Source organism: Acetobacter musti (assembly GCF_011516835.1).
Taxonomy (GTDB): domain Bacteria; phylum Pseudomonadota; class Alphaproteobacteria; order Acetobacterales; family Acetobacteraceae; genus Acetobacter; species Acetobacter musti.
In genome coordinates, this window is sequence record NZ_WOTB01000012.1 from 102,895 (window position 1) to 122,680 (window position 19,786).

16 protein-coding genes and 1 pseudogene are annotated in these 19,786 nt (G+C 56.6%); 9 read left to right on the plus strand and 8 right to left on the minus strand.

Annotation, left to right across the window (positions count from 1 at the left end; all coding sequences use genetic code 11):
- Positions 1-220: 220 nt before the first annotated feature.
- Both GOB93_RS22000 and GOB93_RS10640 read left to right on the plus strand, forming a co-directional pair.
- On the plus strand, positions 221-355 hold the full coding sequence (locus tag GOB93_RS22000) for a hypothetical protein (protein ID WP_277877246.1): 135 nt from the start codon (positions 221-223) through the stop codon (positions 353-355).
- 167 nt (positions 356-522) lie between these two features.
- Positions 523-882: a DUF1488 family protein gene (locus tag GOB93_RS10640; RefSeq protein ID WP_173583476.1), complete on the plus strand. Its 360-nt coding sequence runs from the start codon at positions 523-525 to the stop codon at positions 880-882.
- Positions 883-1,399: 517 nt separating this feature from the next.
- Here the strand turns inward: GOB93_RS10640 and GOB93_RS10645 are convergent.
- The 3 genes from GOB93_RS10645 to guaA all read right to left on the minus strand — a co-directional run bounded on the left by GOB93_RS10645 (position 1,400) and on the right by guaA (position 4,348).
- Entirely contained in the window at positions 1,400-1,807 is a 408-nt protein-coding gene (locus GOB93_RS10645; protein WP_173583477.1) for an ArsR/SmtB family transcription factor, read from the minus strand.
- Positions 1,804-2,463, minus strand: a complete 660-nt coding sequence (locus tag GOB93_RS10650) for a peroxiredoxin (protein ID WP_173583478.1) — start codon at positions 2,461-2,463, stop codon at positions 1,804-1,806. Before GOB93_RS10650 ends, GOB93_RS10645 begins: the two co-directional genes overlap by 4 nt.
- 280 nt (positions 2,464-2,743) lie before the next feature.
- Positions 2,744-4,348: a glutamine-hydrolyzing GMP synthase gene (gene guaA, locus GOB93_RS10655; protein ID WP_173583479.1), complete on the minus strand. Its 1,605-nt coding sequence runs from the start codon at positions 4,346-4,348 to the stop codon at positions 2,744-2,746.
- Positions 4,349-4,514: 166 nt separating this feature from the next.
- On the opposite strand from guaA, the gene GOB93_RS10660 reads away from it, so the two are divergent.
- Together GOB93_RS10660 and GOB93_RS10665 are read left to right on the plus strand one after the other, a co-directional pair.
- Positions 4,515-5,048 carry a hypothetical protein gene (locus GOB93_RS10660; RefSeq protein WP_173583480.1) on the plus strand — a complete coding sequence of 178 codons (534 nt, stop codon included), beginning with the start codon at positions 4,515-4,517 and terminating at the stop codon, positions 5,046-5,048.
- 329 nt (positions 5,049-5,377) lie between these two features.
- Positions 5,378-6,010: a hypothetical protein gene (locus GOB93_RS10665; protein ID WP_173583481.1), complete on the plus strand. Its 633-nt coding sequence runs from the start codon at positions 5,378-5,380 to the stop codon at positions 6,008-6,010.
- 240 nt (positions 6,011-6,250) lie between these two features.
- On the opposite strand, the gene GOB93_RS10670 is transcribed toward GOB93_RS10665, so the two are convergent.
- Positions 6,251-8,761, minus strand: coding sequence for a TonB-dependent receptor domain-containing protein (locus tag GOB93_RS10670; RefSeq protein WP_277877247.1), 2,511 nt, complete (start codon positions 8,759-8,761; stop codon positions 6,251-6,253).
- Between the two features lie 539 nt (positions 8,762-9,300).
- Here GOB93_RS10670 and GOB93_RS10675 point away from each other — a divergent pair.
- Both GOB93_RS10675 and GOB93_RS22230 read left to right on the plus strand, forming a co-directional pair.
- Complete coding sequence (locus tag GOB93_RS10675) at positions 9,301-10,671, plus strand: hypothetical protein (RefSeq protein ID WP_173583482.1); 1,371 nt, start codon at positions 9,301-9,303, stop codon at positions 10,669-10,671.
- A 978-nt stretch (positions 10,672-11,649) separates the two neighbouring features.
- Positions 11,650-11,844 (plus strand): annotated as a pseudogene (locus GOB93_RS22230) (transposase); the annotation flags it as partial.
- A 525-nt stretch (positions 11,845-12,369) separates the two neighbouring features.
- Here GOB93_RS22230 and GOB93_RS10690 read toward each other — a convergent pair.
- Both GOB93_RS10690 and GOB93_RS10695 read right to left on the minus strand, forming a co-directional pair.
- Positions 12,370-12,519, minus strand: coding sequence for a hypothetical protein (locus GOB93_RS10690; protein WP_173583485.1), 150 nt, complete (start codon positions 12,517-12,519; stop codon positions 12,370-12,372).
- Positions 12,489-13,127 (minus strand): TetR/AcrR family transcriptional regulator, encoded by a 639-nt coding sequence (locus GOB93_RS10695; protein WP_242010696.1) that lies wholly within the window; start codon positions 13,125-13,127, stop codon positions 12,489-12,491. Before GOB93_RS10695 ends, GOB93_RS10690 begins: the two co-directional genes overlap by 31 nt.
- A 145-nt stretch (positions 13,128-13,272) precedes the next feature.
- Here GOB93_RS10695 and GOB93_RS10700 point away from each other — a divergent pair, with 145 nt between their 5' ends.
- Positions 13,273-14,019: a glucose 1-dehydrogenase gene (locus GOB93_RS10700; protein ID WP_173583486.1), complete on the plus strand. Its 747-nt coding sequence runs from the start codon at positions 13,273-13,275 to the stop codon at positions 14,017-14,019.
- Positions 14,020-14,374: 355 nt separating this feature from the next.
- Here GOB93_RS10700 and GOB93_RS10705 read toward each other — a convergent pair whose 3' ends face one another.
- Complete coding sequence (locus GOB93_RS10705; RefSeq protein WP_173583487.1) at positions 14,375-14,647, minus strand: GNAT family N-acetyltransferase; 273 nt, start codon at positions 14,645-14,647, stop codon at positions 14,375-14,377.
- Positions 14,648-15,281: 634 nt separating this feature from the next.
- On the opposite strand from GOB93_RS10705, the gene GOB93_RS10710 reads away from it, so the two are divergent.
- Positions 15,282-17,198, plus strand: a complete 1,917-nt coding sequence (locus tag GOB93_RS10710; RefSeq protein ID WP_173583488.1) for a CocE/NonD family hydrolase — start codon at positions 15,282-15,284, stop codon at positions 17,196-17,198.
- A gap of 577 nt (positions 17,199-17,775) precedes the next feature.
- On the opposite strand, the gene GOB93_RS10715 is transcribed toward GOB93_RS10710, so the two are convergent.
- Positions 17,776-19,239, minus strand: coding sequence for a sodium:solute symporter family transporter (locus GOB93_RS10715; RefSeq protein ID WP_173583489.1), 1,464 nt, complete (start codon positions 19,237-19,239; stop codon positions 17,776-17,778).
- Between the two features lie 254 nt (positions 19,240-19,493).
- On the opposite strand from GOB93_RS10715, the gene GOB93_RS10720 reads away from it, so the two are divergent.
- Positions 19,494-19,781 (plus strand): hypothetical protein, encoded by a 288-nt coding sequence (locus GOB93_RS10720; protein ID WP_173583490.1) that lies wholly within the window; start codon positions 19,494-19,496, stop codon positions 19,779-19,781.
- Positions 19,782-19,786: the final 5 nt, after the last annotated feature.

The window sequence follows — 19,786 nt, forward strand, 5'->3', positions numbered from 1 at the left end:
TATTTCCACGATGTCATCCCCGCCGACAAAATAAGATTATCCATGATATAAATTGTATGATATAAACGTAATCAGCAGCAGAAATCTCAGAACACACTGATCCGAATATTTGTTTCTGCCGCCTGGCTTCCATACGTCCCAATATTTTCCGTGCGAATCATCGATCGCGCAGTCCGGTCGTATGCCGTCTGCCGATCCGCATTCCAGAAGGAATCGCCTCATGGCCAAAGGTCAGAAACGCGGCAACCGCGAAATCAAAAAACCGAAAGCCGCTAAAAAGCCCAGCGTCGAGGCGCAAAACGCCCTGTTGCAGCTTCAGGGCCGGATGCCGCTTTCAAAAGCCGGGAAGAAATAACCCGGTATTGCATGACCTCCGCGCCGGAACGTCACTGCAACCACTCATGAGCAGTCACTCAGAGGAGCAGATCAGGGGTCAGGTTCCGACCCCGTATACCGGAACGACCCGACGTAAAGCGGCTGTTTTTCAGCAGCACAGGCGTCGGCGGAACAGGATAACAGTTCATGACATCGACGCTACCGACCTCAGAACAGACGGAGACAGGGCCAATCCCTTTCGAAATCACCGCCGGCACCCGCCGCATCAGCTGCGGCGTCTCGGCTGAGGCGCTGGACGCCGCCGCCGGTCTCAGATCCCCCTCAACCGAAGCGGCGCGACGACAGTCGTTCAACCGCTTCCGGGTTCTGATTCATGCCGCGGCAAAACTGAAGCTCGACCGGTGTGGAAAAATTCCCGACGGCATGATCATCCTGGGCAGCGACGATCTGCGCCACGTACCGGCGGAAAAGGGAATGCCAATCTTCGGCGGCATCCCACGAAAGCCGGCTGTGTCCCTGAGCGAACCATCGCCGGTGACAGCATAGCTTCGTATCAGGATACAAAATAATCGGAATAATCGAAGATTTTTTCAGAGGGATTCATATATTTTGTAAACGGCAGACGGAACAGGGCGCTGCCCTGCACCCGGAGGGAGGCGCGGACCCCTTCACCCCTTTTGACTGGCGTCAGAGACTGTTTAAAAAGTCTTCAATGCACAAAATTCTCATAACAAACAGATGATGTTATGTTTTTTGAGTTCCGGCCATCTGCTTACCTCAGCCAGGTTCAGAGAGCACTTTGTGATAAAAAACAAAAGTTTTTGGGTGCCGCCTTTTTTCAAAAAGGCGGCGTTCTCTGAAGCTTTTTGAAAAAAGCTTCACCAAAAATTTCTTTATGATTCAGAGAAGATCTCACAGGAACCCTCTGAAAACGGATAAGCTCCGAACTCTCATGCCCCGGCTCTCAAGCCCGAAAAGGCATCCGGCCCCCTTTGCAAACTATGCTGTTAAACAAATCAGCATTCAGAGTCGTCTGCGGCCTTCAAAACCAGCTCAGCCCGTTTCAGGAAGCTCGTCGCCCCGGACCAGAAACCCGCGCAAACTGAGCTCCTCCGCCGTCTCCGCCCGCTTTCCGCACAGGAGCCTTCCGCGTCACGGCAACCACCGTTTCCTCCCCCGCCGCGCCCCGCAGCAGATCAAGCAGAATCCGTGTCCTGCGCCGCTCCATGTCGTTCGAAAAATCGTAGTTCATGGAACGGGAATCCCGCTTCGCCGCAATAATCCCCGCCCGCCGCAGCGCTCCAAGCTGCTGGCTCAGCGTCGGCTGCCCGATCCCCGTCCGCGCCTCGATATCGCTGACCGCCAGAGTCCCTTCCTGCAGCAGGTCCAGAATCATCAGCCGCTGCGGCTGCGCCAGAAGCCGCAAACGCTCCGTCAGCAGCTTCGCATCCTCCGCCGTCAGCCGCGTCATGCCGGCGTACACCGCGCATATTGCAGAAACCATGCCTGCCCCGTCGCCGCGACCGCATCCTCCGTCAGCTCGCCCGGCACAACCACATCGTCTCCCGGATGCCAGCCCTCAGGCGTCAGAACCTCCGCCCGGTCCACCTGCTGCAACGCCTGAAGCAGCCGGAGCAGTTCCTCAACCGACCGCCCGACCGAAGCCGGATACCAGGTGATCGCCCGGATCACGCCCGCCGGATCGATCACATACACGCCCCGCACCGTCGCGCTGCTCTCCGCCGCCCCGTCCAGCATCCCGTAAGCCCGCGCAATAGCCATCGACGGGTCTTCCACCACCGGAAACGGCACCCGCACTCCGAAACTGACCCGAATGGCCTCCAGCCACGCCAGATGAGATGGCAGACTGTCCACCGACAGTCCCAACAGCCGGCAGCCCAGCGCCGTAAAACGGTCCGCCGCCTTTGAAAACGCAATGAATTCGCTCGTGCACACCGGCGTAAAATCCGCAGGATGCGAAAACAGCAGCACCCATTGCCCGCGCAGATCACTCAGCGTCAGCGAACCCTGCGTCGTCCTCGCCGAAAAATCAGGCGCAGGATCGCCAATACGCGGCGGAACAGGCTCCGCGGAGACCGGAAGAGAATCAGAGAAAGCGCCGGTCATGATCACCCTTTGCCACAGAACAGTCCCGAAAATCAGTCTTTCGGAATTAACTAAACCGGCAAAGTGTCATCCGGCAAGCGGGAACTCCGGCCCGGAAGGCCCCGCCCGAAGGCCCGGAGAGGGCAGGGATTACGGGGCTCTGCCCCGAACCCCGTAAAGGAACGCAGTCCCTTTGATCCCGATTTATTCAATTAAAAGGGGTGAAGGGGGTCGCGCCCCCTTCCGGGTGCAGGGCAGAGCCCTGCCTTGTCCCCTTAAACGTCTGAGAACAGAGCGGAACTCACTCCCACTCAATCGTCCCCGGCGGCTTGGACGTAATGTCATACGTCACCCGGTTGATCCCCCGGACCTCGTTGACAATCCGCCCCGCAACCCGCGTCAGAAAGCCCATGTCGAACGGATACACATCCGCCGTCATCCCGTCCGTGCTCGTCACCGCCCGCAGCGCACAGGCCTGATCATACGTCCGCCCGTCACCCATCACGCCAACCGTCCGCACCGGCAGCAGCACCGCAAACGCCTGCCAGATCGCATCATAAAGCCCCGCATTGCGGATCTCTTCCAGATAGATCGCATCCGCCTTCCGCAGCAGATCCAGCTTCTCCTTCGTGACCGACGCACTCGGAATGCGAATGGCCAGCCCCGGACCAGGGAACGGATGCCGCCCGACAATGCTCTCCGGCAGCCCCAGCTCACGTCCCAGCTCGCGCACCTCATCCTTGAACAGCTCACGCAGCGGTTCCACCAGCTGCATGTTCATCCGCTCCGGCAGACCGCCGACATTGTGGTGAGACTTGATCGTCACAGACGGCCCGCCCGTGAAACTCACACTCTCAATCACATCCGGATACAGCGTCCCCTGTGCCAGGAACGACGCTCCGCCAATCTTCGCCGCCTCTTCCTCGAACACCTCAATGAACAGACGCCCGATGATCTTCCGCTTCTGCTCCGGATCAACAACGTCCTTCAGCTCCGACAGGAACAGCTCCGACGCATCCCGATGCACCAGCTTGATGTTGAAGCGCCCGCGGAACGTATTGACGACCTCCTCGGCCTCACCCGCCCGCAGCATCCCGTGATCGACAAAGATGCACGTCAGCTGATCCCCGATCGCCTCATGAATCAGCACCGCCGCCACCGAGGAATCCACACCGCCCGAAAGCCCGCAGATCACCTTCTTCTTGCCGACCTGCTCGCGGATCTTCTCAATCTCGACATCCCGGAACCCCGCCATCGTCCAGGTCCCGGTGCAGCCCGCCACATTATGCGTGAAATTCTTCAGCAGCGCCGCCCCGTGCGGCGTATGCACCACCTCCGGATGGAACTGAACGCCATACAGACGCCGCCCCTCATCCGCGATCACCGCATACGGCGCCCCCTCGGACGTCGCCACCGCCCGGAACCCCGGCGGCAGCTTCGTCACCCGGTCGCCATGACTCATCCACACCTGCTCACGGCCGCCCCGCGCCCACGCGCCACGGAACAGCGCGCAGTCCTCCGTGATATCAACAAACGCCCGGCCAAACTCCCGATGATCCGACCCCTCGACCTTCCCGCCAAGCTGGTTGCACATCGCCTGCTCGCCGTAGCAGATGCCCAGAACCGGAACATTCAGCGCAAACACCACATCCGGAATGCGCGGCGCGCCCTCGTCATGCACGCTCGCCGGCCCGCCCGAAAGAATGATCCCGCGCGGCGCAAACGCCCGGATACGCTCCTCCGTGGCGGTAAACGGCCAGATCTCGCAATACACGCCGCTCTCGCGCACCCGGCGCGCAATCAGCTGCGTAACCTGCGATCCGAAATCGAGAATCAGAATCCGGTCAGCATGCAGAGTGGCGTCGAGCGCTTCAGTGGCGGCGTTTTCCTGGTCCTTACCGGACATGACGGGCTCCTTCGGGCGGCGCACACCTGACCATGGCGGCGATGCATCAGGTCGGCGGGCAACATTGCGGCATTGATCTGCGGGTGTATAGGACGGCTGAAACCCGGCGTCACCCGTTTCCCTGCGGATGACCGGCACGGATACCGTTTCCTCAGGAGGTCACGCCATGCGTCGTCACTTCTCTCAGCCCGTCACCCGCGCCCTGCGCCGGATCGCCCTGTGCCAGATCGCTCTGCACCGGATCGGCACACACGCGATCACCCCGTGTCAGATCGTCCGGCGCCACGCGCCCCTCGCCGCCGCCCTGCTCGCAGCCGCCCTCGCCGCCAGCCCGTCCGCCCGCGCCGCGACCGCCGACGCGCAGAGCGACCCCTACGGCCTCTGGACCGGCACCCTCGTCACCGAAAAAGGGAAATGCCCCGATCAGATGGAATCCAGCCTCCAGATCGAATCCGACCGTATCGCCTTCACCCCCGGAACCGGCGCCCTCACCCTGCGCGGCAAGCCCGACAAGGACCACAAGCGCTTCCACGCCCAGCTCATCCTGACCGACATGAAAAAACAGCCCCTCCCCATGGTCTTCGAAGGCCACCCCGACGGCCAGACCATCACCGGCGAATACGGCACCCCAACCTGCCGCGCCCACATCGTCCTGACCCGCCCCGAACACCATGCCCTCGATAACTTCCTCGGCCGCTGATCCCCGCAGGGCGGTGTTCTGAGAGAACAGCCACAACGCGAAAACGATCTTTTGCGGGGAAGATTCCGGGTTCTGCCCGGACCCGGCAAAGGTCACGGACCTTTGCAAACCTTTTTATTTATTAAGGTGATTACACCGCTCCACACACAGAATGGACACTCGCTCCGCCCCGCTGTCACATTCATCAGACAGGCCGCAATTGGGGGAGGCGGAATGTCCGCTGACGATTTGAAAAACCCAGAAGCGGACGGCTCCCTCAGTCGAAAAGAAATATCGCCACGAAGCAAAAGTTGCGATATAGTGGAAGCCCAAAAAACGAGAGTTAATTAATGCTGGTCAATACTATATCGTTCTCCGCATTTGACCTTGCACTTATTAACTCTTTGAGAGGACAGAACGTCTCTCATATCCGTGTACTCGATGGATTGTTTCTTGATATTCATTGTAGTAATAACACTGTCGTTGGCTTTATGCCGGATGAGACAGAAATACTTCATCCCCGTGAAGAATTTTGGGGTGACATCAAACATCCGCGGATTATTAACAGACCATTTTGCGACGAAGACTCCCTTAAAAACACTATCCACGAAATAGGCACTCTACCAGCGTTTGGCGACGTTCGTAGTATATGGGGTCTTCGCACAGCGGTCAGTGTTTACGAATTTCAACCTCCTCATTCAGAGTATGACCCGGCGGCAGGCTTCTTACGCGATGCTATGCCACCTGAAATTCAAAAACTTCCCGTGAGAGAATTTCGATGGGATAATTTCAATCCGGATTTAGTGCCTGACAGCGCTGATTACGTAATTGCTGATATTGGTATTGTCCTTGATGTCGGGGGCACCGCCGTAAATGCATCAACCCTTGAAAATCACTGGAGTATTACACAGGAAATACCTGGCATTTCTACGCTTACCGAGGATGCATTTAAATTGCGCTACAAGGTTTATCGGGTATTCTAAAAACCAAGCAGGCGCCTTCCCGCTTTTCAGTGCTTAATCCAATGTCTCAAATGTCTTACATGAGGCGTAAACAGACCTGCTGCTACGGTCGTTCAGCCCACACCCACAACAAAGCCGCTGACACCCGCCCTACATCATCCGGTAAGAACCCAAAAACAAATCAGGGTGCAGGGACCCACGGTCCCTGCCGGGTTTCAGGGCAGAGCCCTGAGCAACCACCACCCTGAAGAAAAGCCCTCCTCAGAACTGAGCGCTTATCGTCCCGTAATACTGCCGCGGCGGCGCCTGGAAAAGAATGGCGTTGTCATCACCGGACACAGCCGCCGCGCCATACACGCCGCCAATATAGTTCTGGTTGAACAGATTGTTGACCATGAAAGACGCTTTAAGCGACCGCATGAACCCGATCTGGCCGAAATCGTAGCTCGCCATCAGCGTGGACGACCAGTAGGACGGAACCTTCACATCGTTCGTATACGTAATAGGCCGCGCCGACAGATAGGTCGTGTTGAAGTTGAAGGTCGCCTTGCGCCACGTATAGGTCACGTTCGCAGTATACATGAACTTCGGATAGAAAACCTGATGCTTGCCCTTCAGGCTGACAGTCGAACCGCCATAAGGCAGGCTCGTCGTCTGATACGTCGCATCGTTCCAGCTGAAACTGTTGGAAATATCCAGCCCTTTTACCGGACGGATCGTGCCGGCCACATCAGCGCCGTTCATGGTCTCGCGCCCCACATTCTCATAGGCGCTGTAAGGATTCTGCGCCGGACCGGTCGTGATCGCCGCCAGACGGTTATAGTAATCAGTATGGTAGAAATCAGCACTTCCGGTAAAGAACTGCGAGTTATACCGATAACCGATGATATAGTTCCAGGTGCGCTCCGGACGCAGCTTCGTCTTGTTGTCGTTGAAAACCTGCTGCGCGGTATAACCGGATGTCCCGAGACCGGTCCACGGACTGCCGCTGCCGGACTGCGCGGCATAGTCATACGCACGCACGTTCTCAGCAATATCCCAGTAAATCTCGTGATGATCCAGGAAATGGTAGTCGAAGTTGAAGTGCGGCAGGAACGCAGCCGACGCCGTCATGCTGCCATTGGCCGCATGCTGGTAGTAAAGACCCCAGCCCTCATTCTCCAGCGCGGTCGTATTGTCATACTCGGTGCCGCCATGCGTCGTCTGCGTCATGGAACGGAAACCACCCAGCAGCGTCATGCCCGGAATGATCGTCCAGGTGTCCTGAAGATAGAACTGAAACGTGTTGGTGTTGAACGCATCGGACCACAGCGTTCTCGCCTGAGAGGCGCTGTAACCACTGATGGAACTGTGCGGACCGGCCGCCGTGTCGGCATAAAGACGCATCGGATACCGGAACCGGTTGTTTTCATACCAGATACCGGTCTGGATATCGTTGTTATGCAGCTTGATGTTGAAGCTCTGGGTAAAGCCCAGACGCCGCACATCCGGATGACCCGCCTCATCGACCAGCGGCGTGCCGTCCGGTGAGGTCATGAAATTGTTCGTGCCCTGATAAAGGCCGTTCGACACATGGCCATACGCAACCGTATGGGACGTCACATTCGGAAAAATCTGGTAATCGAGAGCCAGGGCGGAGAGATAGTTCCGCTGGATCTGCGTGCCGTCATAGGTCACATCGCCGATCTCATCGTTGGTCAGCTTCCCGGCCCACTGAGCCGGCACGCCGCCATTCTGAGCATAGTTCGCCCATTCGATGGATTTGGCATAATCGGGCTTCAGATAGGTCGCGTCACGCCCCATCTGCTCCCACATGTTCTTCGTCATGCCGAGATAATTATACTGGCTGAAATTCGAATAATCGAAAATCGCCGAGAACTTGCCCTTGTCCTGCAGCGGCTGAACCAGCTTGAAATTGGCCTGCTGCTCTTCCTGATCGCCATACCCCTTCCACAGATTCTGATCCGTCCGGGCATAGGCCGCGTAAAACTTGGTTCCGCTCGGGTTCAGCACACCACTGTCCACCCGCCCGTATGTCCGGAACATGTGGTTGCTGCCGAACATCTGGCTGACCTGCCCCCCGGCGCGGTCTTCCGGATCAGCGGTCGTGAAGGTGATCGAGCCGCCCAGCGTCTGGGTGGAAGGCGTGCTCAGCGCACCCGCGCCCTGAGACGCCGTAATCGACGAAATGGTGTCCTGAATCGCCATCTGATCGACGTTCAGGCCGTACCAGTTATGGAATCCCTGCGCGCCCATCGGGATACCGTCCAGGCTGACCCCGAGCTGCGTCTGATTGAAGCCGCGCATGTAGAGAGTCGAGGCCACACTGTCGAGACCAAGCGCATCCGAGGACTGGAAGCTGACACCCGGCACGGACTGCGCCAGAATCTGCATCGGATTGGTGCCGGTAACGAAATGATCCATCGTCGCGCGGGACACAACCTGACTCACGCCATGCGAGATATGCCGGTGCCCCGTCGCCGAAACATCCTCAGCATCGCCGGAAGCATCCATTGAAGCCGGACGCCGATGAGCAGGAACTCCCGCCGCCTTACGCCCCGGCCCCGCCGCGGCAGCCTGCTGCCCGGTCACCGCATGTCCAGCCGCCGCATGTCCGGCCGCATGGCCCGTCACATGCTTCCTGCCGACGGTGGCGGCATATCCCGGGGACGCAATCGCGGTTGAGCACAGAAGCGCCGGCGTGATGCGCCGGAGCAATCGGAAGCCGGTTCCGACCCGTCTCAGAAAAGCCGTGCGCATATCGATTTGCATAAAAAAATCCCTCAGGCGCGGCGTGCCGCTCTGTGTCGGAAATATGACAGGTGCGAAAGTTCTATGCGGACGTGTTTGCAATCGGCAAGCGCCAGAAAATTCCGATCAACGTTTCGTTGTATGATTGTGTCGTATCCGCAACATAAGCCGTTGCACCGGACTGAAACCGCACTGAGCCCCCGCCTGTAACGGAGTAATCGTTCCGCTCAGCACCGCCATTTTTGGATGCGACCCGTTCTTAGGTTCTGTCAATAAAATACCTTTTCGGGTTGCTGCAGATGCAAGTCAGAAATAGTCTTTGCGACGACCAGCGAATGCATGGCGACCTAGCGGATGATGAAATTCCTGATTATATGGTGACTGGCTCCTGACGTCAGATTCCAGCGGGGGAGCCTGTTTCCTTATTAATATTTCCTCCATAAATTGATGGTGTTATGGAAATACAAGAATTCCGAATACATATAAGGAGTTCTTTATTTATTTTTACAGTTAGTGGAATGGAATTATTTTCCGTTGTCTGTTAATATTGGAGACGTCAAATGATCAAATGTACAATTGACTCATTTTTAGAACCTAACATAATTTCAGGATGGGTTTATGACAATGGAAAGCAGGTTGAAATAGAGGTTAAAAAAAACGACCATATTATTGGTATTGGCAAGAATGACCTGCCCCGAACCGATCTGGAGTCAGCGGGCCTTGGTTGTTGTGCCTTTAGCATAGAAACAATGGAACCTTTTTCTTATTACGATGTCATCTCAGGGTCAATAAATGTGTTTTATAAAAACGCATCCCAAAGAAAAGCGATATCCATTCGAGATGATGTCATGAAATCTATAAAATTTAAAGTAATGTCTCATATCTTGAAAGAATTCCAAAACATGGATGCCAATGAACTTGAAATGTATATATATAATGAGAAAAAATCAATCAATGAAAATATATATTATGCCCAACTGGCGGCCATTTCTTCTTTGAATAACAACAAAGTATCCACACCAAGACATATTGATATCAATAAAAACATTTCTCCACTTCATGTAAAAGTTGGCACAGTCTCTCCTGACCTGCAATGCGAAGTCGGGACAGGTGGGCATTTATTCCTCACGCGAGGTTCCAATAATGTCCTGAGCATATACGATCATGCCTATAACGAAAAAGAAGTTGAAGAAACCGCGGAAAAATGGGTAAACCTTTTCAAGGCTCGTCTGGATTTTTGTAATAGTTTAGGAGCACGCTTTATTGAAGTCATCATTCCGGACAAACTCTCTGTCCTGCGCGAACAATATGATGGAATGGGGTCAGCGCCATCTCCACTGTTGCAAATGCTGGAATGTAAAATCAGTAAGAACAAACTGTCCGACAATTATGTTTCAGGCCTGCAGTCTATCGAAAAAATAGGATTCATAAAGGCTTTCCGGAAAATAGATACGCATTTCCATCCTATCGGTGGCCATTCTGTATTCAAAGATATCTGCAGAAAAATTTCGTCATGTTACAATATTCCGGCCCAATTCAATATTGACTACATAACAACAGGAGACATTGGCAAGCGCTTTTTTGGACAGGATCTTTATGAAGTATGCTCCAGAGCGCCCCATCCTGCTTTCCATTCAGGTCGGAAAATATTGGAACAGATCCAGCCCCAGTCAGGCAGCTTTACAGGCGGCCGTGTTGTTTTTAAAAACGATAAAGCGCCCTTTGGTGAAAAAGTTGTTGGATTTGGTAATTCGTTTATGAATGATTATGAATCCCAAGCATCATTAGGCTATTGGTTTTCCACTTTTTTTCGGGAATTTCATCTTATTACCCACTCAGAAGTCAATAAAGATTATGTCAAGAATATCAATCCTGACATTGTCATCGGGCAAACAGTAGAAAGGTTTCTAGGGTTTATCCCAAATTTTTAAGATATAATATCGTGTTTTATACGTCAGGCGTGGTGTTCGATTAAATAGCTCCCAAAACCTGATTGACAAATCATGAGAGAGTATTTCTGCGCATAAGAATTGACCTCTATGGCAATGAGGATCATGGTCTGTGACCCGTCGATGCGGCGCTCGTAATCACGCGTAAGCCACATTGCCAGCCGTCGTCCAGCCAAGGCGCTTTCGGTCTCCCGGCATTGCAGATGCACCGGCCGGCGGCAGCCCGAATAAACGAGATAACACACTGCTTTGGTCACCTTATGGAATTCAACTGTCCGTAGGCGGCCAAGATGGCCTATCCCTCACTTCAACGGAGCGATCCACTCCCACTCATCATCCGCGAAAGCAGGTCTTTCCCCATCGTATCTGACCGATAAAAAATGGTACGAACTGCCGTATGTAATGGTCAGGATCGACCTGTCTGCTGACATTTGGCTGCCGAACAGGACAGCGTCCTCAGGAGACCGAATGTTCTCCCGTCAGGCCAGCCGAAAGAAACAGGGAAAGTCATCGGGCGGAAATTTGGGTAGGACAGGAATCGAGTATATGCTGCAAAAAGACAGGCACCATTCCAAACCACCGTTCCTGACAAAGAATAGATTCTAGTCCCTCTCTATAAAAAATTTTATTGCTTTAGTAATTATTATATATAATTAAATTAAATAATTTATTCCTAAAACAACTTTATTGAAATAGAAACATTACAGGCTCCGACGTAACGCAAAAAATCCAGAAAGCATATTAGGGCCTGTTAGATCTTGAATTTCTTCCCATATTGTAGGGATGGAGGAAGGAGACGGAACAGGCACTTTTACGGACGAAACATGGGCGATCTGGGAACCTCTGATTGAGGCGGTTCGCCCAAGGGGCAAGACGCCGCCCCATGATCTGCGGCGTACGATAGCAGCGATTTTCTGGCGCCATGAACTGCCCCTGGCACCAGCCATGCTCGACAACCTTCCCGCCATTCCTGCGAAACGACGCGATGGGCCGGTCGCCTGCCCAAAATGGGCCTGTCGGTGCCGGCATCTCGTTGAGAACCTCTGGGCTCGTCTCAGGGAGTGGAGCGCTGTCGCAACCAGATACGAAAAAACAGCAACGTCGTTCCTCGCGGTCATCTACATCGCTGCCGCAACAGACTGGATCAAGCCCTAACAGGGCCTAGTCCGAGGAGAAACAGGCAATAGAGAAGAAGAACGGGAAAGACTGTTTTTAGACTGCCACGGTACTGTACGAATGTCAGTCCAGAGCGACCCCAGCCAAAAGCTGGCAACGCTGAGATGACGAGAATGGCCCCAAGCGCGAGCAGCTTTCCTTGCCAGTTCCAATCGCCTCCCAAAAGACGAGGCAGTATACCATAACAACGAAGTAACAGCGCATTATTAACTGCCACGAGAAGAGCCGCCACGAGTAACCAGCGGAGAACAAAATTCTGACGATTCATAAAACCAAGAAATGAGCCCGCCAGAAGGAGCAACCCAAGGGTGCCGCTCAGCCCGATCAGATTATCTATATCTTCTGGAGCCGCCTTACTGTCTGATGAACGCGGATGAACATTGATTGACGGCAATGGTCGCTCGGTCAGGCATGACGCCGCTCCTTACAGCAGGGGCGATTTGATATTGCAACATCCTGCCATTGCTGAAACGCTTGGTCGAGTGGGACCTTTAGGGAATTCGTTCATGCTGTTTGAACGGCCGCTTTAGAGCGAATACGCACAGCCAGCCAGCCAGCCAGCCAGCCAGCCAGCCAGCCAGCCAGCCAGCCAGCCAGCCCGCACAGGCCCCCCCTTCGCGCCGTCACACGGAGCGCGCCTGTCCGGCGGGCCATGCCTGCATTCCGATCCGCGCGATTTCCAGCAGTCTCTCCCGCGATGCGCCGTCGCGGGCCTGCACCGCCATCCCGCGCAGCAGTGAGCCATAGAACGCAGCCAGCGCCCCGATATCCGTACCGGCGGGCAGATCGCCGGCTTCCACACCCTTGCGGAGACGGTCCGCCATGGCGTCCTCGGACCGGGTGCGATGACTGGCCAGCAGGTCACGCAAACGGGTCTGAGCAGGCGAGCACTGAGTCGCCGCCACCGAAATCATACATCCCGCAGGCAGGTCATCGCGCGTGAACTCTGAGGCGGCCGCTGTCGTTAAATCCTGAAAAACGGTCCGCGTGTCGGCGTCTTCGTTCAGAATGGCAAAAAGCCAGGCGCCGGCGACGCTCATATAGGTATCGATCGCCTCATGATACAGCGCTTCCTTGCTGCCGAACGCATTGTAGAAGCTCGACGCGCTGATCCCCATGGTCGCGATCAGGTCGTCGAAACTCGTTCCGTCATATCCCCGGTCCCAGAACAGCCGCATGGCCGCGCACAGAGCCTGCGTCCTGTCGAAAGACTGCGGCCGCCCGCGACCACGCCGCCCGCCATGCATTTTTTCTGGTGTCATCGCTCCATAAATCCTTGAACACGGAACTGCACGCCTCATATGCTTCATGTTGGAGCGATCGCTCCACATTTTAACCCGTCGGTTCCCGCAAACCTGGCCTGAGGCACACAGATGCTTCCCGGCCCGTACAGACAGGCATACATCAATGAACAGGCTTTCAGGAAAAGTCGCAATCGTGACCGGCGCCTCCAAAGGGATTGGCGCCGGCATTGCCAGAGCCCTCGCCGCGGAAGGAGCCGCGGTCATCGTCAATTACGCGTCCAGCAAAGCGGGGGCGGACGCGGTGGTCACAGCAATCACGGACAGCGGCGGCAAAGCCTTCGCGGTTCAGGGAGACGTCTCGCGCAGGGCCGATGCCCAGGCCCTCGTCGACGCCGCGATCAGTCAGTTCGGGCGGCTGGACATTCTGGTCAACAATTCCGGCGTCTATGAGTTCGCGTCGATCGAAGAGATCACCGAAGAGCATTTCCACCGTCTCTTCGATGTCAACGTGCTTGGCACGCTGCTGACGACGCAGGCCGCGGTGAAGCATCTGGAAGGCGGAGGCAGCGTCATCAACATCAGCTCCGTTGTCTCGCGCGTCACGCCACCTAACTCCGCCGTCTACACAGGAACGAAGGGCGCAATCGACGCCATCACCGGTTCCCTCGCGCGCGAACTGGGGCCAAAGCAGATTCGGGTCAACGCGATCAATCCGGGCCTGATCGAAACCGAAGGCACCAGAGCCGCCAGTGTCGTCGGCTCGGAGATGGAGCAGGCCATCATCGCGCAGACGCCGCTGGGGCGCAGCGGTCAGGTGCAGGATATCGCGCCGCTCGCAGTCTTCCTGGCATCCGATGACGCCCGCTGGCTGACCGGCGAAACACTGATTGCTTCCGGCGGTCTGCGCTGATTTTCATCGAGCATATCATGTGATTTCACCGGGTCGGAAATCTGCCGGTTTCTTCCCGGAGAGCGCTTCACGCCAGGCCGTTGAGGAAACAATAAAAGTTTCCGGGTGCCGCTTTTTTTCAAAAAGGCGGCGTCTTCTGAAGCTTTTTGAAAAAAGCTTCACCAAAAACTTTTTTATAATTTAAGGGAGGTTTTACGGGCAGGCTTTTGGGACAGCCTCTTAACAGGCTAAAAGGGCGCGGCCCGTTCGCCTCTCCGCCAGCCACTTCACAACGGCAGAACAGTCTTGCTCAGTAAGCCGGGGTGCAGGGGCCTGTGGTCCCTGCCGGGTTTCAGGGCAGCGCCCTGAAAGCACCCTATCCGTTCCCCTCCGGCGGCAGCAGTCCGTGCTTCCGCAGATACGCCGTCGAAAAAGAACAGTGCGACACCACCGTCCGCCCCTCCGCCCGCGCCACCTCCAGCGCATGACGCACCAGCGCCGTTCCAACCCCCTGTCCGCTCAGCGCCGAGGGCACATCCGTATGCAGGATGTCGAGAATCCTCTCCCCGCGCGCATAATCCAGCCACGCCGTATACCGGTCGATATGAACCTCAAACCGCCGCGCCGCCTTGTTGTCTGTGATCTGCATGGAACACAATCTTCTTATCTGCCGCGAAACCGGCACAATGCCGGAAAGGCATAACGCCACATGACGGGAAAGGTTGGGAGCGTATTCTCCCGGCCGGGACAGAGACCCGTTTCACACTTTCGCGACAGATCAGCGACGAACTCCCGGAACTTCCCGTCCTGATGTGGACGCACAAACAAACTATTCCTGAAAATAACATTTATTTTTCAGAAGGTTATGTGTTCTGAAAACAGGAGCCAGAGCAGGGCACCGCCCTGCACCCGGAAGGGGTCGCACACCCCTTCACCCCTTTTATGGTTAACAAACCGGGATCAAAGGGACTGTGTCCCTTTGTGGGGCTCGGGGCAAAGCCCCGAAAATGTATTTGCAAAGCATACAAACGCCATTTGCAGGGACAGATGTATCCCGACACCGCAATCATGAAGAACGCAAAACTTACTGGCAGAATGAGGAAAATACCTTCCTCCCTCAGGCGTGTCATAAGCCCGTCAGAGTCCCGCGCGCGCCTGTCCGGCACGCAGGATGTTTTTATTTCGGAATAAATGCGTATCAATGAGGGGTTCATCGGAACGGAGAAGGGGAACACCTTCATTCCGATGTCGTGTCTGTCGCAGTATGGTGTCCAGGGGATCTGATGATCTGTCGAAAAAAAATCCGGCCGTCGCAATCTGCGTTTCTGTTCTTTCTGACGCTCGCATGCCCTGTCGCCAGCCAGATTCCGATGCATGAAATGGCGCAAGCCCAGGACCGCTCCGCAGCCGCAGACATCGCCTCAGACCACCCGGAGCCTCTGCAGATCAGCAAAGACGTCATGATGCCCACGCGGGACCATACGAAACTGGCAACGGATATCTATACGCCATCCTGTCCGTCCGGTGGCTGCCCGGTCCTGATGCACCGGACGCCCTATGACAAATCCGATCCGGCCGCTGTCGCGATCGCCCGGACCCTTGCGGCGCATGGATATGTCGTGGTCGTGCAGGATATGCGCGGAAGACATCACTCGGAAGGAGTTTTTGAGAAATATGACGATCAGGACGGACGTGATGGTTACGACGCCGTGGAATGGGCCGCGCGTCTTCCGCATACGGACGGCCAGGTCGGCATGTATGGCACTTCTTATGCCGCCCACACCCAGGCCGATATCTCCAAGCTGCACCCGCCGCATCTGCGCACGCTGGTCCTGAACATGGGCGGCATGTCGAACGCATGGGATCATTCCGTGCGCAACGACGGAGCATTCGAGATCGGACGGCAACTGTCCTGGGCATGGGAACAGATCATAGAAGACGCGAAAGATCCTGTTGTCAGAAAAGGTCTGCAGGAGGAGCGTCTGAATGACTGGTACACAGCATTACCGCTGAAACCGGGACTCAGCCCGCTGTCGCTGTCGCCGCATTACGAAAAATATTACCAGGAGGAGTCCACGTTATCCGATTACGGACCATACTGGACGCGCCTGTCCATGAACTGGGCGGATCATTACGCCGAAACATCCGATATCCCGATGCTCCAGATCGGCGGCTGGTACGACATCTATCTGCGCGGGACAATTCTGAACTGGCGCGGTCTGCGGAAGCTGAAAAAGGCAGACCAGCGACTTCTGATCGGTCCGTGGACGCATCATCGTGACAACAAAACCTATGCCGGAGACGTGGATTTCGGCCCCGATGCCGCAATAAACGATTTCGATATCGGTTTTCATCTTCGCTGGTTTGATCATTATCTGAAGCACATCAATAACGATATCGGCAGACAGGCTCCCGTCCGGTATTTCCTGATGGGCGGCGGCGACGGACATAAAACCGCCTCCGGACGTCTTCAGAATGGCGGGGTCTGGAAAGACGCGACCGACTGGCCTCCGCCGGAGGCGCAGCCTCTGGTTCTGTTTCTCGCCGATGACGGAAACCTGGCCGGACAGACCGGAACATCCGGAACAGACAGCTATATTTCCGATCCCGCGCATCCGGTGCCGACCATCGGCGGCAGCGTGTCGGCGCGTCTCAGGGACGGAGCCTATGATCAGCGTGAACGTCCTGACATGCCGGGCTCCCGGCCACCCTATCTGCCACTGGCCGCGCGCTCTGATGTTATCGTCTATCAGACCGCGCCGCTGACGCATGACGTCACAGTCGCTGGCCCCATAAAGGTAAAACTGTTTGTATCCTCGACCGGTGTGGATACGGATTTCACAGCGAAACTGATCGACGTGTTTCCACCGGACGCTGATTATCCCAATGGTTTTGCAATGAACATCGCTGATGGAATCCGCAGGATGCGGTACCGGAACGGATTGCTGAAGGCAAAGCTGATCCGGCCCGGCAAGATCTATGAAACAGAGATCGACCCTTTCGATACGGCAAATGTGTTTCGGGCAGGCCATCGCATCCGGCTGGACGTATCAGGCAGTAACTTCCCCCGTTTCGATGTCAATCCGAATACGGGAGAACCGCTGGGCCGCAACAGAATGGCGATTGCGGTCAGAAACTCCGTCTATCGCGGCGCAGGACATGCCTCATCTGTCACGCTGTGGGTTATGCCTGAAAAATAAGGCGTTTATGTATTTTGCAAACAGGAGACAAAGCAGGCTCTGCCCTGCACCCATTTAATTTAACAGACCGGGATCAAAGGGACTGTGTCCCTTTGTGGGGTTCGGGGCAAAGCCCTGAAAAGCTATCTCATCTGTATTTGCAAAATATACAAACCCCAAACAAAGGGGGTAAAAAGGCATCATGTGCAGCACGTCTTCACGCGACGATCCTCTGCTCTGTCCCCATCGTGAAACACAACGCAGAAACCTTCCCGATTCTGAAAAATACCATATTCGTGATCTTTTCCATTCCTGAAACGAACTGAAAAGAGTCCATAACTCTCCGGAATCCCTTCCGTCCCCGCACTGGACCGATACCCCCGGACAGAAAAATATTCCCCACACCCCAACCCGGGACAGCTTCACTCCGGGATCACCACAACCGGAGCCACCACCATGCCACCCCGCCGCCACCCGCCAGTCACTCCCGGCCAGCACTCTGCCCGAAGCCCCCGGAACCACCCCGTCACCCGCCACAGAAACAATCCGTGACCAGACCCGGAAACACCCCGACCCTTCTGGAAAACGGCAGCTCCTCTCAGCCCCGTTTCCCGAACAGAGTCAGCGGCGCTCCCACCAGAAAACTGATCGCCACCCCGACCGGCACCAGCCACGGAAACGCCACAGGCACGCCCCCCGGCCGCACAAACGCAATCACCAGCGCCACCCCGACAACGGTGGCGAAAAACGCCGCCATCGCTACCCGCTCCGTCGCCCGGCGCAGCACCATCCCCAGCAGAAACGCCCCCAGCAGCGCCCCGTAAGAATACCCCGCGATCTGAAACCCGAACACCAGCGCAGAATGAGACGATCCTGAAAAAGCGCAGGCCACAGCAATAAGCGCCACCGCCCAGCCCGCCGTCACCAGCCCCGAAGCCACCCGTCCCGCAGACCCGGCCCCGCCCAGCAGATCGGAAAATGTCGAGGCCGTCATCGCATTCAGCGCCGAGGACAGAGACCCCATCGTGGCGCTGATAATCCCAGCCACCAGCAGCCCCGACAGCCCGGCCGGCAGCTCATCGACAATATACCGGGGAAAAAGCCCGTCCGGTGTGACAAACCCCAGCGATGCCAGACTGCGCCCGTCATGCCGCGCCCACAGAAAAATCCCGACCAGCGACAGCAGCCCGAACAGCAGCGTCACCACCACAGCACTGCCAACCATCGCCCGCTGCGCATCCCGCAACGACCGCGCCGCCAGCGCCCGCTGCACCATCAGCTGATCCGCCCCGTGCGACGCCATCGCCAGCACCGCCCCTCCGACCAGCGCCGTCAGCGGCGCATAAGGACTGGTCAGAACCGGAGCATGAACAGCAAAAGGCGACAGCAGTCCCGACTGCCCGATCGCGGCAACCTGCTCCGCTGTAAGCTGCCGCCACAGCAGCACGGCGCAAAGCCCCGCCCCGAACGTATACAGCAGAAACTGCGCCGCATCCGACCACACCACCGCCCGCAGCCCGCCGGCAGCCGTATAAAGCGCCGTCAGCGCCGTCAGCCCGATCAGCACGGAAAGCGGCGAAAGCGGCATCCCCCGCGCCGCCAGCAGCGCGCAGATCGGAATGGTCGAGGCGAACAGCCGCACACTCTCCGCTAGCAGCCGCGTCACCAGAAACGTCACCGAAGCCAGCCGCTGCATCCGCCGCCCGAACCGCAACGCCAGATACTGATAGGCACTCGTCAGATTGCCGCGCATATAAAGCGGCAGCAGAAACCGCGCCACGGCCAGCCGACCGAGCAGATACCCTCCGCCCAGCCCGACAAACACCATTCCCTGCTGATACGCGATGCCCGGCACACTGATCACCGTCAGCGTCGAGGTCTCGGTCGCCACGATCGACAGACAGATCGCCCAGCCCGGCAGATCATGATGCGCGTCCAGCACATCCTCCGCCGAACGCCGCCCCCGCGACCACGGCGCCGCCCCCGACAGATGCAGCGAACCCAGTGTCAGAGCCACAAGCCAGAGCAGAATGACCGCAGGATCAGTCAGACCAGCCGTCACAGACCGCCACCTGTCTCACTGAAACGATTCATCATCCTCATGGGCCGCCCTGCATCCTGAAAAGTGACAGCCCACTTTGCCCGATCAGTCACGGAAGGGAAGCCCGTACCCGAAACGCAGGGAGACAGGTGCTGATAACAGGGGGGTGCCGTCAGCCGCCGACCGGTCTATGCTGGCACACCCGGGTCCGCACCCGGCCACCTGTTTTGACGCGCATCTCCACCCGCTCACGAGATGCCCTGCCGCGAGCATTCATGAGACCATCCTACCGTTACGATCCGCCTCCGAATTTCCCGCAGCCGCCAAAATCCCGCGGGATAAAAGTCGCCGTTCTGGCGGGACTGGCCGTGATCTATATCGGCGGCTACTGGACCGTGAGCCACTGGCCGAAGAAGAAACTCCCGCCACAGATCGTGACGATCCCGGTCGATGTGGTGAAATGGCAGCAGCGCGTACCGCTCCCGCCGCCACTTCATCCGCACATGGAAACGCCGCAGCCGGTGGTTATCCCGCCACCACGTCTGGTGATCCGGGGACATTAAACAGG